General features: G+C 74.0%; 15 protein-coding genes. 6 read left to right on the top strand and 9 right to left on the bottom strand.

Annotated features, from left to right (window positions below):
* The first annotated feature begins 36 nt into the window (after positions 1-36).
* Genes RB146_00795 through RB146_00785 form a run of 3 tightly spaced genes read left to right on the top strand, consistent with a single transcriptional unit; the run spans position 37 to position 3,115 of the window.
* Entirely contained in the window at positions 37-480 is a 444-nt protein-coding gene (locus RB146_00795) for an NUDIX domain-containing protein (GenBank protein ID MDQ7827518.1), read from the top strand.
* Between the two features lie 10 nt (positions 481-490).
* A complete protein-coding gene (locus RB146_00790; GenBank protein ID MDQ7827517.1) occupies positions 491-1,402 on the top strand; it encodes a deoxyribonuclease IV in 912 nt (303 codons plus the stop codon).
* Positions 1,403-1,405: 3 nt separating this feature from the next.
* A complete protein-coding gene (locus tag RB146_00785) occupies positions 1,406-3,115 on the top strand; it encodes a cation:proton antiporter (GenBank protein ID MDQ7827516.1) in 1,710 nt (569 codons plus the stop codon).
* 39 nt (positions 3,116-3,154) lie between these two features.
* Here RB146_00785 and holB read toward each other — a convergent pair whose 3' ends face one another.
* From holB to RB146_00745, 8 genes are all read right to left on the bottom strand, one after another.
* Complete coding sequence (gene holB / locus RB146_00780; GenBank protein MDQ7827515.1) at positions 3,155-4,186, bottom strand: DNA polymerase III subunit delta'; 1,032 nt, start codon at positions 4,184-4,186, stop codon at positions 3,155-3,157.
* A 23-nt stretch (positions 4,187-4,209) separates the two neighbouring features.
* Positions 4,210-4,539, bottom strand: coding sequence for a cyclic-di-AMP receptor (locus RB146_00775; GenBank protein ID MDQ7827514.1), 330 nt, complete (start codon positions 4,537-4,539; stop codon positions 4,210-4,212).
* Positions 4,540-4,561: 22 nt separating this feature from the next.
* Positions 4,562-5,281, bottom strand: coding sequence for a dTMP kinase (gene tmk, locus RB146_00770; GenBank protein MDQ7827513.1), 720 nt, complete (start codon positions 5,279-5,281; stop codon positions 4,562-4,564).
* 1 nt (position 5,282) lies between these two features.
* The gene (locus RB146_00765) at positions 5,283-6,824 is read right to left on the bottom strand and encodes a R3H domain-containing nucleic acid-binding protein (protein MDQ7827512.1); all 1,542 of its coding nucleotides are present in this window, start codon (positions 6,822-6,824) and stop codon (positions 5,283-5,285) included.
* 183 nt (positions 6,825-7,007) lie between these two features.
* Positions 7,008-7,907 carry a VOC family protein gene (locus RB146_00760; GenBank protein ID MDQ7827511.1) on the bottom strand — a complete coding sequence of 300 codons (900 nt, stop codon included), beginning with the start codon at positions 7,905-7,907 and terminating at the stop codon, positions 7,008-7,010.
* Entirely contained in the window at positions 7,883-9,079 is a 1,197-nt protein-coding gene (locus RB146_00755; GenBank protein MDQ7827510.1) for a class I SAM-dependent rRNA methyltransferase, read from the bottom strand. Before RB146_00755 ends, RB146_00760 begins: the two co-directional genes overlap by 25 nt.
* A 12-nt stretch (positions 9,080-9,091) precedes the next feature.
* Entirely contained in the window at positions 9,092-10,357 is a 1,266-nt protein-coding gene (locus RB146_00750; protein ID MDQ7827509.1) for an endonuclease Q family protein, read from the bottom strand.
* Positions 10,358-10,456: 99 nt separating this feature from the next.
* Positions 10,457-11,791: an NAD(P)/FAD-dependent oxidoreductase gene (locus tag RB146_00745; protein ID MDQ7827508.1), complete on the bottom strand. Its 1,335-nt coding sequence runs from the start codon at positions 11,789-11,791 to the stop codon at positions 10,457-10,459.
* Positions 11,792-12,069: 278 nt separating this feature from the next.
* Between RB146_00745 and RB146_00740 the strand changes: the two genes are divergently transcribed.
* From RB146_00740 to RB146_00730, 3 genes are read left to right on the top strand one after another with little or no spacing between them, the layout of a single operon-like run.
* Positions 12,070-12,552, top strand: a complete 483-nt coding sequence (locus RB146_00740) for a DUF192 domain-containing protein (protein ID MDQ7827507.1) — start codon at positions 12,070-12,072, stop codon at positions 12,550-12,552.
* A 27-nt stretch (positions 12,553-12,579) separates the two neighbouring features.
* Complete coding sequence (locus tag RB146_00735; protein ID MDQ7827506.1) at positions 12,580-14,196, top strand: GAF domain-containing protein; 1,617 nt, start codon at positions 12,580-12,582, stop codon at positions 14,194-14,196.
* Between the two features lies 1 nt (position 14,197).
* Entirely contained in the window at positions 14,198-14,791 is a 594-nt protein-coding gene (locus RB146_00730; GenBank protein ID MDQ7827505.1) for a response regulator, read from the top strand.
* Between the two features lie 153 nt (positions 14,792-14,944).
* Here RB146_00730 and RB146_00725 read toward each other — a convergent pair.
* Positions 14,945-15,700, bottom strand: a 756-nt coding sequence (locus tag RB146_00725; protein ID MDQ7827504.1) for a YibE/F family protein, incomplete at its 5' end; no start/stop codon positions are given.

Raw genomic sequence — 15,700 nt, 5'->3', positions numbered from 1 at the left:
CAGGGGCGGGGGCCGCGCAACGCGAACCTGCTGGGCGTGGCGGAGACGATCCGGCTGCTCGCGCGGGCGGTGATCCTGAAGGACGGCACCGTGCTCCTGGCACACGCGCTGGGACGGGGGAACACCTTCCTGCCCGGCGGCACCGTCCACCCGGGCGAGACCCTCACCCAGGCCCTCGCCCGCGAGCTGGAAGAGGAGCTGGGCGTGGCCGTGCGGGTCGTCGGGTACCTGGGCGGCCTCGAGGCGCTGTGGGAGGACGGCGGGCGCCGTCACCACGAGATCAATCACGTCTTCGAGGTCGTCGCCGAGGACCTCGCTCCGCCTACCCCGCCGGTCTCGCGGGAGCCCCACCTGGAGTTCTTCTGGTCGTCGCTGGACGACCTGGACCGCCGCAACCTCCTCCCGGCGCCCCTGCGCCAGCGCATCCGCCGGTGGGTGGCGGGAGAGCGCGCCACCTGGTGGGCCACCGACCTGGACTGAGCGCGCACGCGTGCGCTTCGGCGCCCACGTCTCCATCAGCGGCCGCATCCACCTGGCCGTCGACCGGGCCGTGGCCATCGGCTGCGAGTGCCTGCAGATCTTCGTCGGCAACCCGCGGCAGTGGCGGCGCATCGACTACCCGGAGGAGGACGTCGCCCTCTTCCGGCGCAAGCGGGCCCAGGCCGGGCTCGAGCCGCTGGTCGCCCACGGGGCCTACCTGATCAACCTGGCCAGCCCCGACGACGAGTTCTACGCCCGGTCGGTGGCCGCGCTCATCGCCGGGCTCGAGGAGATCCGCCGCCTGGAGGGGCTCGGGGTGATCACCCACATCGGCAGCCGCATGGGGCAACCCTGGCCTGAGGCCCTCGGCCGGGTGGCGGCGGCCCTGCGCGTGGCGCTGGACACGACCCCCGGGGTGATGATCCTGCTGGAGAACAGCGCGGGGGCGGGTGATGCCATCGGCAGCCGGTTCGAGGAGCTGGCCGCCGTCCTCGACGCCCTCGACGGCCACCCTCGCCTGGGGGTCTGCCTGGACGCCTGCCACCTCTTCGCCGCCGGCTACGACATCCGCACGCCCGAGGGGGTGGCCGCGACGCTGCGGGCCTTCGACCGCACGGTGGGCCTGGACCGCCTCCGCGCCCTCCACCTCAACGACTCGCGCGCCCCGCTGGGGAGCCGGGTGGACCGCCACGAGAACATCGGCCAGGGGACCATCGGCCTGCCCGGCTTCCGCGCCCTGATCCACGACCCCCGCACCCGCCACCTCCCGGGCTTCATCGAGACGCCGGGTTTCGGCGACCGCAGGGGGCCCGACCGCCAGAACCTGGAGGTCCTCAAGCGTCTCCGCCGCCTGGGGCCGCCGACCCGTCGGCGGCCCGCCCCCTCGCCCCGCACCGGCGCCCGCACCCGTCAACGGTCCTAGCCCGTGCCGGAGGCCCCGGTCTTCCGCGACCTCGCGCTGGTCTTCGCTGCCATCCTGGTCGGCGCCGGCGTGGCGGTCCTGCTCCGGCAGCCGCTCTTCCTCGGCTACGTGCTGGGCGGGCTGCTGGTGAATCCCTTCACCCCCGGTCCGGGGGTGCGCGAGGTACGCCTCTTCGAGGTCTTCGCCCAGATCGGCGTCGTCCTGCTGATGTTCTCCATCGGCATCGAGTTCTCGCTGGCTGAGCTGCGCCGCCTGGGGCCCCCGGCCACCGTAGGGGCACCGGCCACCATGGCCCTGCTCATCCTGCTCACCGTGCTGGCGGGGGCCGCGCTGGGCTGGCCGCCGCTGCAGGCGACCGCCGTGGGGATGACCATCTCGGTGGCCAGCACGATGGTGGCGGCCAAGCTCTTCCTGGAGCGGGGGGAGATCCACGCGCCCCACGCCCGGCTGGCGGTGGCCACCTCGCTGGCCGAGGACCTCATCACCGTCGGGCTCATCGTGCTCCTGCCGGTCCTCGCCGGCCTGGACGGCACTGCCGGGCTCCTGCCCCTGCTCGGCGCGCTGGGCCGCGCCGTGGCGTTGATCGTCCCCTTCTACATCGTGGCCGAGCGGCTGGCCCCGCCGGTGCTGGCCTGGGTGGCGCGACGGGGGCACATGGAGCTCTTCCTCGTGGTCGCGCTCGGCATCGCCGTCGGCACGGCCGGCCTCTCCAGCGCGCTCGGCCTCTCCGTGGCGCTGGGCGCGTTCCTGGCCGGGCTGGTCATCAGCGAGTCGCCCTTCACGCACGAGATCCTGGCGCGCCTCCTGCCGCTCCGCGACGTCTTCACGGCGCTCTTCTTCGCCTCCGTGGGATTGCTCGTCCGACCCGCCGACCTGTTCACCGACCTGCCGGCGGTGCTGGTCCTCCTCGCCCTGATCCTCGGCGGGAAGGCGTTGACGCGCACGCTGGTCCTGCGAGCCTTCGGCTACCCCTGGGCCGCCGCGGGCCTGGTCAGCGTCCACCTGGCCCAGACGGGGGAGTTCACCTTCGTCCTCGCCCAGGTGGCGCGCACGGCGGGCCTGATCCCTCCGGCCCTCGCCAACGCCATCCTGGCGGCGTCGCTGCTCTCCATCGTCGCCACGGTGGCCCTGTCGGCTCTGGCGCACCGGTGGATCGAGGAGCCCCGGGAAGCCCCGAGCCCGGCGGCCGCCGGCCCGCGGAGCGCCCCGCGCGACCACGTCCTGATCATCGGGTTCGGGCGGGTGGGGGCCACGGTGGGGCGTGCTCTGGACGTCTTCGGCATCCCCTACGTGGCGGTCGACCTGGACTTCCGGGTGATCGAGCGGCTGCAGCGGCGCGGGGTGCCCTGCGTCTTCGGCGACGCCGCCAGCGAGACGGTGCTGCGGGAGGCCGGGGCCGCCTCCGCGCGACTGGCCATCGTGGCCATCCCCGACGTGACCAGGGCGCGCCTGGCGCTGGCCCGGCTGCGGGTGCTCCGCCCCGACCTGCCCGTGCTCGTGCGCTCGCATGCACCGGAGGAGCACGCCCTCTTCCACGCCGCCGGTGCCGACGAGGTCATCCACCCGGAGCACGAGGCGGGCCTCACCCTGATCCGCCACGCCGGGGAGCGGCTGGGGGTCCCGCGCGAAGCGCTGCGGACCTACCTGGAGCGGTGGCGGGTGGAGGAGGAGACGGCGGCGCAGGGGGACGCGGCGGATGGCGCTCGCGGTTGAGGAGGCCGTGAGAGCCGGTGAGTCCCGGACGCGGGGGCGTCAGGCGGGGACGGCCGGGGAACGGAGCTGGTAGAAGAAGCGCTCCAGCAGGAGGCGGGGCTGGACGTTCCGCGCCAGGGAATCCTTGGCGTGCTCGACCGCGTCGAAGCGGCGGTGGAGGTCCTCGGGCGTGAGGATCGCCGCCCAGCGCCGGATCTCCGCCTCCCGGTCCCGGTTCACCAGCAGCGTCGGATCCTGCGTCTCCTGCCACACCAGCAGGTCGCGGTACCAGAAGGCGGCCAGCTCCAGCAGGTCTGGCAGGAGGTCCCGGTCGCGGGCCAGGGCCTCGGCGGCGTCGAGCCGCTGCGTGTCGGTGGCCGTCTCCAGCTCGCCCAGCAGGTCGAGGAAGCGGCGGCGCGCCGCCAGCCGCGACTCGTCCTGCGCCCAGGCCAGCGCCCGGCCCAGCCGTCCGGCGCTGATAGCCGCCAGGAAGCGGGCGCGCTCCGCAGGGACCCCGTAGCGCTCCACCAGGGCGCGCTCCACCTCGCTGGCCGACAGCAAGGCGCAGCGGACCACCTGGCAGCGCGACAGCACCGTGGGGGGCAGCGATACGGTCGACTCGGCGATGAGGACGATGACGACGTCAGGTGGCGGCTCCTCCAGGACCTTGAGCAGGCTGTTCGCCGCGCCCGGGCTCAGCAGCTCGGCGTCGGCGATGATGTAGACCTTCACCCGGCCCTCGTAGGGCGGGTAGGCTGCATCCTGCCGCAGGGCGCGCACCTGGTCGATGGGGATCTCCCGCCCGCGGTGCTCCCGGGGCGGGGGGATGAACCAGCGGTCCGCCGCCATGTCCAACACCCGTACGTCGGGGTGCTGCCCCTGGGCGATGCGGACGCAATCGCGGCAGACCCCACACGCGTCCCGGTCGGCCTGGGGGCAGTTGAGGTACTGCGCGAAGGCCAGGGCCAGCGTGCGGCGCCCCACACCGACGGGTCCGACGAGCAGGTAGGCGTGACTCGGCCGGCCGGTCCGAACGGCCGTGCGCAGCAACCTCACCGCGTGGTGCTGGTCGACGACGTCGCGGAAGGCCATGGGGTGGGGCGAGGGCGGTAAGGCTAGATGCGCTCCATGCGGTCGACGGTCAGCACGAAGACGATGGCGCCCCCGACCTCGACCTTCACGGGGTAGGCCACGTAGGAGTCCACCGGTTCGACGACCGGCGGGATGGGCGTGAGCAGCTGCTCGCGGCGGTGGCAGGTCTTGCGGATGATGGCCAGCACCTCGTCCACCTGCCGGTCGTCCACCCCGATGAGGATCGTCGTGTTGCCCTCGCGGAGGAACCCGCCGGTGCTGGCCAGCATCGTCGCCTGGAACTCGGCCGCCGTCAGCCCGTCCATCAGCTTGCCGGCGTCGCGCTCCTGGACCACGGCCAGGACGAGTTTGATGGCCCCCTCCTCCGGCGCGCACTCAGCCGCCACGGCGCTCCGCCGACCCGGGCTCCGGCCGGGGCTCCGGGGGACGGCAGTCCCGGGCGGCCAGCAGGCGGTCCACCGCCGCCAGGATCGCCGCGTGCACCTCGTCAACACTGCGCGACGCGTCCACGACGACGATGTGCTGGGGCGATTCTGCCGCCAGCGCGAGGAATCCTTCCCGCACGCGCCGGTGGAACGCCTCCGTCTCCTGCTCCAGGCGGTCGCCGCGTCCCGGGGTGCCCGCCTTCCCCGGCGCGTGGCGGGCGCGGGCCAATCCGACCTCGGGCGGGAGGTCGAGCAGGAGGGTCAGGTCGGGGACGCAGCCGGCGGTGGCCACCGCGTTCACGGCGCGGACCACCCCGACATCGAGCCCGCGGCCGTACCCCTGGTAGGCGAGGGAGGCTTCGACGTACCGCTCGGAGACGACCACCCGGCCAGCGGCCAGCGCGGGGAGGACCACTTCCCGCACGAACTGGGCGCGGGAGGCGGCGAAGAGCAGCATCTCCGTCTCGGCGGCCATCTCGCCGTGCCGGTCGTCCAGGAGGATCTCCCGGATGCGCTCGCCGATGGCCGTCCCCCCGGGCTCGCGGGAGTACAGGACCGGGACTCCGCGGGCTTCCAGCACCGCCACCAGCCGCCGCGCCTGCGTGGTCTTGCCCGCCCCCTCCACGCCCTCCAGGGTGATGAAGACGCCACGCCGGTCGTCCGCCGCCACCTCAGCGCGGGTAGATGACGACGCGCCGCATCGGCTCCTCTCCGCGGCTCTCCGAGGCGAGCCCGTAGCGCTGGACCAGCTGGTGCTGCAGGCGGCGGATGAAGGCGTTCTGGGGGCTGAGCTCCACCGGCTGCGCCGACTCGAAGACCTCCGCGATGGCCTCCTCGACCTCGCGCAGCGCCGAGGCCTCCTCCGTGTCCAGCTCGTCGACGTCGAAGAGCTCCCGCAGGAAGGCCTGGATCTGGGCGACGGTGTTGCTCTTGATGACGTGCAGGGGGACGCCCCGGGCCTGGGCGTCCAGGAGCTTCTTCGGCTGCCGCTTCTCCTGGGAGCGGATGGTGAGGAGGACGTCGGCGTCGCCCAGCGCGTCGGTGACCAGCGCCGGCACGCGCAGCTCGCGGATGGCCCGCTCCAGGCGGTTGCGGCTCACCGCGTAGGGGTAGATGCGCAGGGGACGGCGGCCCGGCCGGCCGTCGGGCTCGACCGGGGCCACGGCGAAGCGCCCCTGCGGCAGCGCCTCCAGCCGGGCCGCCGGCGGCGCCTGGGTGATCTCCACCTCGCCCTCCGTGGTGCGGATGCGCAGCTCCGGACGCGGCGGGACGCCGCGCAGGAAGCGGTCCACCACCGAGGCCACGTCGTGGTGCACCGCCAGCCGGTCCTTCTCCTGAATCTCGATGACGACGTCGAAGGTGGGCGGCGCCTTGCGCTCCAGCACCGTCTTCTGGGTGCCGCGCCGGCGCGCCTCCTCATCGGAGAGCGTGACGGCCTGGATGCCCCCGATGAGGTCGCTCAGGGTGGGGTTCTGCAGCAGGTTGTCGAGGGTGTTGCCGTGCGCCGTGGCGATGAGCTGCACGCCGCGCTCGGCGATGGTGCGGGCCGCGGCCGCCTCCGCCTCCGTGCCGATCTCGTCGATGACGATGACCTCGGGCATGTGGTTCTCCACCGCCTCGATCATCACGGCGTGCTGGAGGGCGGGCTCGGGCACCTGCATGCGCCGCGCCCCGCCGATACCCGGGTGGGGGATGTCCCCGTCACCGGCGATCTCGTTGGAGGTGTCCACGACGATGACGCGCTTGCGCAGCTCGTCCGCCAGCACGCGCGCCGCCTCGCGCAGCAGCGTCGTCTTGCCCACCCCGGGGCGGCCGAGCAGGAGGATGGACTTGCCCGACTCGATGACGTCGCGCACGATGTCCACCGTGCCGAAGACCGCCCGCCCCACGCGGCAGGTCAGGCCCACCACCTCGCCCTGCCGGTTGCGGATGGCGCTGATGCGGTGCAGCGTGCGCTCGATGCCGGCGCGGTTGTCCTTGCCGAAGGCGCCCACCCGGCTGGTGACGTACTTCAGGTCCTCCCGGGTGACGTGACTTCCCCCGAGGTAGACCACCTCCCCCGGGAAGCGCGCCTCGGGGAGGCGCCCCAGGTCGAGGACCACCTCGAGGAGCTGGTCTGCCCGCTGCAACCGCTCGAGCGCGGCGCGGATGGGGGGTGGCAGGACCCCCAGGAGGAGGTCCAGGTCATCGGTGATCTGGATCTGTCGCGGCACCACCGCTCGCGGTCACTCCTTGCTTCTGGACAGGTCCGGCACAGCACCGCACCGGGCCGGCAAAGCAAAGGAGGGAACCCGAGGTTCCCTCCCACCGGAACCGGCCCAACCGTCCGCTGAGCCCTGGAACGCGTGATCTGAGCCCGATGTCAACAGGGCCTCACGACTCCGTGCACTCTACTATTATATGCCCCAGCCCGAGGGGGACAAGCACGGGCCCCCGCGCAGCCGGAGGGTCTGCGGCCCGTCCATCCCCGCCGGAGCATCTGCGCCGGCGGGCAAGAGCACGATCCTCGTGGGTCCTACAGCCACGCTCACACCCGGGCTCTCTGCGGCACGGCCTCCCGGGCTCCCCTCCCGGCCCGCGGCGGCCGGGGCGGCGGGGAGCCCCAGCAGGGCGCTCCAGGCCCGCCTGGCGGCGTCCAGGTCCCGGGCAGCCACCTCCACCTCCTCCACGCCGGAGGCGCCATTGGGGTGCGCAGGAGCAGGCGGCACCCGCAGCGCCCGCGGGGTCCGGTCCTCGATGAGGAAGGGGAGGACCCGGTCGGCGGGGAAGGCGGCACGCCAGGCCACCTGCACGCCGTCGGGCCGGCGCCGACGGCCCGCGACCGGACCGGCGTAGGCCAGACCGCGCCGGCGGAGCGTCGCCAGGGTCCAGTCCAGGTCGGCACAGAGGAGGGCGAAGTCCACGAACCCCCAGCGGCCGGCCACGCGCCGCAGCCGATCGCCGAAGGTGGCCGGGAGATGCCCGGCCGCACCCGGCCCGGCGACCTCGATGGTCCGCCCGGGGGTGGGAGCCAGGAGCTCCAGGTAGGTCCCGTCGGCCAGCGGGATCAGCGCGTTGTGGGTGGCCCCGCCCTCGTGGACGCCGCCCGGCACGACCACGAAGCCCAGCCCGGTACACTCCCGCACCGCCGCCTCCAGGTCGGGGACGAGGACCACGGCGTGGTCGAAGGCGAGCGGCGCCTCCCCTACGCCGGCTCCGGCGCGTCCGGGGTCCCCGGAGGCGACCGCACCCCCACCCGCCGCCCCCGCAGGATCTCCGCCGTGCGCGCCGGTCAGGAGGCGCGCAGGATCAGGCACTTCAGGTACCGCGTCTCGGGCATCCCCGGGTGGACCGGATGGTCGCGCGCCTGGGTGCGCGACTCCAGCAGGCGCACCTCGCGGCGGGCGTCGTAGGCCGCCTCGGCGACAAGGGCCAGCAGGTGGGCTTCGCTCACCGCCGCCGAGCAGGAACAGGTCACCAGGATCCCGCCGGGCCGCAGCAGGCGCAGCGCCCGCAGGTTGATCTCCTTGTAGCCGGCCGCCGCGCGGGGCAGGGCGGCGCGCGTGCGGGCAAAGGCCGGGGGGTCGAGGACGACCAGGTCGAAACGCCGCCCCTCCCGCACCAGGGCGCGCAGGCGGTCGAAGGCGTTGACGGCTTCGAAGGCGCAGCGGTCCGCCACGCCGTTCAGGCGTGCGTGCGCGGCGGCGGCGGCGACGGCGTCGGGGTCGATGTCGATCCCGAGCACCCGCGCCCCGGCGCGGGCCAGGTGCATGCTGAAGGCCCCCGTGTAGCAGAAGGCGTCGAGCGCCTCCGGGGCCGGCCCGAGCGTGGAGAGGTAGGCGGCGGCCACCGCCCGGTTCTCCCGCTGGTCCAGGAAAAACCCGGTCTTCTGCCCAGTGAGGGCCACCCGGAAGCGCACCGGCCCTTCGTGAATCTCCGCCACCTCGGGGCCCTCACCCCAGAGCCACCCCTGCTCGCGCGGCAACCCCTCCCGCGCCCGCACCGGTGCGTCGTTCCGGGCGTAGATGGCCCGCACCCCGGTGAGCTCACGCAGCAGGTCGACGAGCAACGCCTGCTGGCGGGCCATCCCCAGGGTGAGCACCTGGACCACCAGCACGTCGCCGTACCGGTCGACGACCAGCCCGGGGAGGTAGTCGCCCTCGCTGTAGACCAGCCGGTAGGCGTCGCTGGCCGGTGCCGGCCCCGCCTGCAGGATCCCGCCCGCGCGCAGCGCCAGTGCCGCCTCCAGGCGCCGGCGGAAAAAGGCTGCGTCGACGGCCTCCCGCCGCCGGGTCAGCAGGCGCACGGCGATGGTGGAGCGCGGGTTCAGGTAGCCGCGCCCGAGGAAGGTGCCGTCGGCGGCGCGCACGTCCACCGCGTCGCCGGGCTCGTAGGACCCCTCCACCCGGGCCACCTCGCCCGCGTAGACCCACAGGTGGCCGCCCAGCAGGCGGGCGTCCCTGCCCGGTTTGAGGGTGACGGTGGCCACGCCACGGAGCGCTCAGAAGAGGCTGATCTGGGCGGCCGCCTCCTCCCGGTCCGGGAGCAGCTCGGCCCGCACCTCCTCCGCCTCCTCGAAGAGGTGGATCTCCCCGAAGACCCCGTCGTAGCCGGGCTTGATCACCACGCACCCTTCCCGCATCCGGCGCAGCCCTTCCACCACGCGCGGGGAGGCGTGGCGCGCCACCTCCTCGAGCGGCACGTCCAGCAGCACGCGGAACTCCCCGCCGAACTCCCGGCACAGCGTCAGGTACTCCTCGCGCACAGCGCCGGTCCCCACCTGGGCGCCCCTGGCCTCGGCGATGACCTCCTCCAGCGGGATCAGGTTGCGGTACGGGACGGCCCCCTCCGGGACGAAGCCCTCCTCCCGGTCGGCCAGCAGTTCGACGCGGTGCATCACCCCCACGGTGAGCGGCCGGCGGCAGGTGGGACAGACTCCGCCGAGGGCCCGCGTCTCCTTCGGGGTGAGCCGCAGCCCGCAGTTGCGGTGGCCGTCGTAGTGGTACTTCCCCTCCTCGGGGAAGAACTCGATGGTGTACAGGAAGCCCCGCGTGTCCCGCTGGCGCAGGATGCGCACGAGCTCCCCGTAGTCCAGCTCGGCCATCTCGAAGACGTTGGCCTCCCGTCCCAGCTTGGCCGGGGAGTGGGCGTCGGAGTTGCTGACCAGCGCCACCCGGTCGAGCTCCGAGAGGCGCCAGTTCATCGGCGGATCGCTGCTGAGCCCGGTCTCCACGGCGGCGATGTGGCAGGTCTGGTCCTTGAAGCACTCCTCCAGGCTGTCAAAGCCCGAGTTCGACCCGTAGAGCGAGAACCAGGGGGTCCAGACGTGGGCCGGGATGACCAGGCACTGGGGGTCGAGCTCCATGACGTACTCCACCAGCTTGTCCGAGGGCAGGGAGAGGGAGGGCCGCCCGTCGGCGATGAGGGAGCCGAAGCGTCCGAGCACCGCGTTGATCCGCTCGGCGGTCTCGAAGGAGGGGGCGAGGAGGATGTTGTGGATCTTCCGCAGCCGCCCGCCCTGGGGGTAGATGTTCGCCACCTCGACCGAGAGGACGAAGTGCATCCCCCCGGCGGTGAAGAGCCCCCGCCCGGTGGGCGTGAGCCGGGCGCGCAGTTCCCGGAACCACACTGGGTGGGTGAAGTCCCCAGTGCCGAGCAGGGTGAGGCCCTTGAGCTGACCCCAGCGGGCCAGGTGCTCGATGTCCATGTCCCGACTGGTGGCGCGGCTGTACTTGGAGTGGAGGTGGAGATCGGCGATGACCCGCATAGGGAGGTGTTAGACGGGCGGGGAGGATTTCCCTAGTAGTCCGGCTTCAGATCCCAGGACGGACGCATCCGAACACGCGGAGCCTTCGCCCGCGCGTCCCTACGCTCCGCCCTCCGGGGACCCCGCAGGCGCTCGTCTGCCAGCCTCCGGCGGCACACCGACCTCCCGCTCCGGCCCGACCGGGTCCGGGCCCGCGTCGCGGTCTCCCTCCAGCAGACCCCGGATCAGCGCACGCACCACCCGGGCGGCGAGCGGCAGGTCGCGCCACGAGCGCAGGACCTGCGCCGCCACGGGGCGGAGCAGCCGGGACTGGTACTGGGTGTCCCCGTGTTCCTCGATGGCCCGCTGCAGCAGCGGGTTGCGGGCGATGGCCGCGATCAGCCGGGCCAGGTCGGCGTCAGGGAGGGCATTCAGCATGCGGCGCACGCCCACCGTGAAGCGCACCTCGCGGCCGAAGCGGCGCAGCCAGGCCCGCTCGTAGGCCCGGTAGGCCGCGGCGTCGCCGCCCAGTGCCCGCGCCGCAGCTTCGGCCGCCAGGCGTCCGGCCACCAGGGAGAAGTAGATGCCGCCCCCCGAGGTGGCCTTCACGTGTCCCGCCGCGTCCCCGACGACGAGGAGGCCCGGCGCGAAGGAGGGCCGCCGGCCTCCCAGGATGGGGATCCGGCCGGCCAGCTTGCGCACGACACGCGCCCCCGAGGCCCGGCGGGCCACGACGGGGTGGTCCCGCAGGAGGCGCTCCAGGTAGTCGCGCGGCGGGCGGCGGGTCAGGCGCGGGTCGACGCACACGCCGACACGGCCGGCCCGGCCGCCCAGCGGCATGATCCAGGCGAAGAACCCGGGCGCCCACTGGCGGCCGAAGTACAGCTCCGGCATGTCCTCCGCGTCCAGGTGGAGGCCCTCCATCTCGTACTGCAGGCCGTGGACGAGGACGCGGCGCGGGCGCACCCCCAGCGTGGCGGGCAGGAGGGCGCGGGCGCCCTCGGCATCTACCACCACGCCCGCCTCGGCCCGGAAGGTCTGCCCGCGGCGCTCGCCCTCCACGATGACCCGGCCGTCGCGCCGGGCCAGCCGCCCCATCCGGACGCCGGTGACCACCTCCGCCCCCGCCTCGGCGGCCGCCGCGGCCAGCCAGCGGTCGAAGGCGTCCCGGTCCACCACGTAGGAGTCCACGGCGTCGCGCCGCACGCGGGCGACGGTGCCGTCGGGCCCGTAGAGGGCCGCGGCCCGCAGCGCGCTGCGGATCAACGCGCGCGGGACGCCGAACTCGGCGAAGCCGTGCACGGAGAGCTTCCCGGTGCAGTGAGCGGGCGCCCCGACCGTCGGGTGCTCCTCGAGCAGCACCGTCCGTAGCCCCAACCGGGCGGCGGCCAGCGCGGCGCTGCCGCCGGCCGGCCCGGCCCCCACGACGACGACCTCCCAGCGCCCGGCGTTCACGGGGCTCAGTGTAGTCCCTGGGCCGGGCCGGAGGCCAGCACCCGCAGGGCGCCCCGCGCGGTCGCGATGACGGCCGGCGTGGTCCCCACGACGCGGTCGTCGGCGTGCACGGGCAGCCTGGCGGCGCCGGCCCCCGGCTTGCGGCTTGACTAGGACGGGGACGGGCCTGGGCATCTCTGGAACCGGCAGGCCACCGCCCCGCAGGGGTCGGACGGTGGAAAGGCCCCGGCCCCCCTGTTACCGTGATAGGCGAACAGCGGATCGGAGGATTCGTCCCCATGCGTGCACTCATCCCCCTGGTCCTGCTCCTCCTGCTCGTCGGCGTGCCCGACCGGGCCACGCCGGAGCCCGCAGCCGACGGGCGCCTCTTCGGTCGCGGACGGGTCGTCCTGGAGCAGGGCGACCGCCGGCTGGTGCTGCGCGTGGAGGTGGCGGAGACCCCGGAGGCCCGGGCGCGCGGGCTGATGTTCCGGCGCACGCTGGCGGACGACCGGGGCATGCTCTTCATCTTCGAGGAGGACGCCCGCTGGGCGTTCTGGATGAAGAACACCCTCATCCCCCTCTCCATCGCCTTCATCGACCGGACCTGGCGTGTGGTGGACATCCTGGACATGGCGCCGGCGTCCGACCCGGAGCACGGGCCCTTCCCCGTCTACCAGCCGCGCGCCCCCGCCCGGTACGCGCTGGAGGTGCGGCAGGGGCTCTTCCGCCGGAAGGGGATCGCCGTTGGCGCCCGCGTGCACTTCACCCGGTATGACTGACCCGCCCGCAGCGGACACGACCCCGCCATGACCGACTCCGCTCTGCCTGATCCGGCGGCGCTGCAGGAGCGCCTGGCCCGCAAGGAGGCCGAGCTGGCCGCCCTGCGCGAGATCAGCCGGGCCATCGGCTCCACCCTCGACCTGGACACGACGCTGGCCCTCATCACGCGCAAGACGGCCGAGGTCATGGGCATGGATTCCTGCTCCATCTACCTCCTCGATCCCCACGGCGAGTACCTGGTGCTGCGCGCCACGACGGGTCTGGCGCCGGAAGCGGTGGGCCGGGCCCGCCTGCGCTGGGGGGAGGGCCTCACCGGATGGGCGGCCGCCCACGAGACCCCGGTGGCCAGCAGCGACGCCGCCAGCGACCCCCGTTTCGTCTACCTGCCGGAGACGCGCGAGACGGCGTTTCGCTCGCTGGCGGCGGTGCCGCTGCGCAGCGGGGCGCGGGTGCTGGGGGCCCTCAACGTCCAGACCACCGCCGTGCACGCCTACGGCCCCGACGAGCTGGAGCTCCTGGAGACCATCGCCGACCTGGCCGCGGGCGCCATCGAGAAGGCCGCGCTGTACGACTCGATGCGCCGGCGGCTGCACGAGCTCTCCACCCTGGCCGAGGCCAGCAAGACGCTCACCTCGCCGCTCTACGTCGAGGAGATGGTCGGGGTGATCGTGGAGATGGCGGCGCGGCTGATGGCCGCCGACCACTGCGCGCTCCTCCTCTACGACCACGAGCAGGGGCGCCTCGAGCCCACCGCCGCGCACGGGGCCGCCGTGGGCCCTGAGGCGGCCGCCTTCGCCGACCTGGCGGCGCAGGCGCTCCGTGAGGAACGGGCCGTGCCCGTCCCCGACCTGGCTCCCACCGTCCCCGGCGCGGCGCTGCGGGCGGCGCTGGCGGTGCCGCTGGTGGTGCGGGAGAAGGCCATCGGCGTCTTCCTGGCCGCCCGCGCCCGCCCCCATCGCTGGTCGCCCGACGAGGTCGAGCGCCTCTCCACGCTGGCCCACCAGACGGCGCTGGCCATCGAGAACAGCACGCTGGTGGTGCGCTCGGCCGTGGTGCGGGAGATGCACCACCGCGTGAAGAACAACCTGCAGACCATCGCCATGCTCCTGCGGCTGCAGCTGCGCGGGGGGCGCGAGGTCTCCGGGCGTGAGGTCCTCACCGAGACGGTGAATCGCATCCTGAGCATCGCCGCGGTCCACGAGATCCTCTCGGTGGAAGGGTTCCGCATGGTGAACGTGCGCGAGCTGCTCGAGCGGGTCGCCCGCACCGTCACGCAGAACATGGCCCGCCCGCCGCTGGAGGTGGAGCTGACGGTGACGGGGGACGACCTCTACCTGCCCTCGCAACCGGCCACCTCGGTGGCCCTGGCGGTGAACGAACTGGTGCAGAACGCCCTCGAGCACGCCTTCCCCGGCCGGAGGCGCGGGCGCATCGCCATCCACCTGGGGCGGCAGGACGGCCGGTGCGTCGTGGAGGTGCGCGACGACGGCGTGGGGCTGGCCGCCGCCCAGGGCAACGGCGAGACGCTGGGGCTGCGCATCGTGCGGGCGCTGGCCACCGAAGACCTGGGGGGAGAGGTGGTCTTCGCCTCGGGGGAGGGCACGGTCGTCACCCTCTCCTTCCCCCACCCGGAGGGGACCTGACGTGCCGGCACCCCTACGCATCGTCATCGCCGACGACGAGGCGGTCATCCGCATGGGGCTGCGGACCATGCTGGAGGAACAGGGGTACCGCGTCGTCGGTGAGGCGGGGGACGGGGCGCGCGTGGTGGACCTGGTGCGCAAGCTGCGCCCGGACCTGGTCTTCGTGGACATCAAGATGCCGGGGATGGACGGGCTGGCCGCTGCGGAGGCCCTGGCGCAGCGGGAGCAGGTGCCGGTGATCGTGCTGACCGCCTATGGCGACCGGGCTCTGGTGGACCGGGCCCGCCGCAGCGGCGCCATGGCCTACCTGATGAAGCCGCTGCGCGAGAGCGACCTGGTGCCGGCCATCGAGCTGGCCCTGGCCCGGTTCCGCGACCTGCAGGCCGGGGCGGCACGGGTGGCCGAGCTGGAAGCGCAGCTGGCCACGCGCAAGGTGGTGGAGCGGGCCAAGGGCGTCCTCATGCGCCGCTACGGACTGAGCGAAGAGGAGGCCTACCTGCGCCTGCAGCGGGCCAGCCGCAACTCCCGGCGACCGCTCCGCGCCGTGGCCGAGGCGGTCCTGGCGGGCGCCGACCCGGAGAGTCCCGGACCGTAAACCTGGCGGCAGGACGGGCCTGACCCTTGGCCCCTGACGTCAACGCCGGCAGCCCGCGGGCGCTCCGGGCCGCGCGTTCCGGGCTCGTCCATGCCGCGGTCACCCACTGCCACCCGCCCGGCGACCCTGCGGGCGTGGTGAGGCGCCGACGGCTCACGGGTGGCCGGCGGCGTCGTCTCCGCGCAACCACCGGGCCGCAAGGACGGTGGTGATCGGCACCGCCACCACGAGCGCAATGCTCCCCACCAGCGTTCGCACCGCTTCCTCGGCCACGAATTCGCCGTTGAGGATGACCCACAGCGGTTGCTCGCGGTTCACCGAGAAGAGGAGGAAGAGGGGGAAGGACGCGCCGGCGTAGGCGAGCACCAGCGTGTTCACGAGCGCCGTGATGTGCTCGCGACCGACAGCCAGCCCCCGGGCGACCAGCTCGCTCCCGGAGAGGTGCGGGGCCGCCCGGGCCAGCTCCGCCACGGCGGCCGCCTGGCTGGTCGTGACGTCGTCGAGGACGCCGAGCGCCCCCAGAATGATGCCACCGAGCAGCAACCCGCGCAGGTTCAGGCCCTCCAGCGGCGCCTGCAGGTAGAGCGCCTCCTCCGACCCCAGCCCGAAGAGGCGGGTGAGGCTGACCGCCACCACCGCCAGGCCGCCCGCCAGCGCCAGCGTGGCGAGGGTCCCGGCCAGCGCGACCGTGGTGCGCCGGCTCACACCGTGGGCCAGGTAGATCGAGGTGCAGGCGATGAGCAGGGCGCCGGCCAGGCTCACCAGGAGGGGCGGGCGGCCGGCCAGGATCTGCGGGACGATGAACCCGGCCAGGACGAGCAGGGTGACGCCGAGCCCCACGACCGCCGTCACCCCGCGGGTACGCGCGAAGAGCGCGGCCAGCGCCAGGAAGAGGCCGAAGACCGCCAG

The organism is Armatimonadota bacterium (assembly GCA_031081585.1).
Classification (GTDB): Bacteria; Sysuimicrobiota; Sysuimicrobiia; order Sysuimicrobiales; family Humicultoraceae; genus Geohabitans; species Geohabitans tengchongensis.
This window is presented reverse-complemented; position numbering and strand designations above follow the sequence as displayed.

What these genes read in the sequence shown, in the direction of transcription:
- holB (MDQ7827515.1), bottom strand. Translation starts at nt 4,186, where the DNA reads ATGGCCTTCCGCGACGTCGTCGACCAGCACCACGCGGTGAGGTTGCTG.
- RB146_00740 (MDQ7827507.1), top strand. Translation starts at nt 12,070, where the DNA reads ATGCGTGCACTCATCCCCCTGGTCCTGCTCCTCCTGCTCGTCGGCGTG.
- RB146_00750 (MDQ7827509.1), bottom strand. Translation starts at nt 10,357, where the DNA reads ATGCGGGTCATCGCCGATCTCCACCTCCACTCCAAGTACAGCCGCGCC.
- RB146_00735 (MDQ7827506.1), top strand. Translation starts at nt 12,580, where the DNA reads ATGACCGACTCCGCTCTGCCTGATCCGGCGGCGCTGCAGGAGCGCCTG.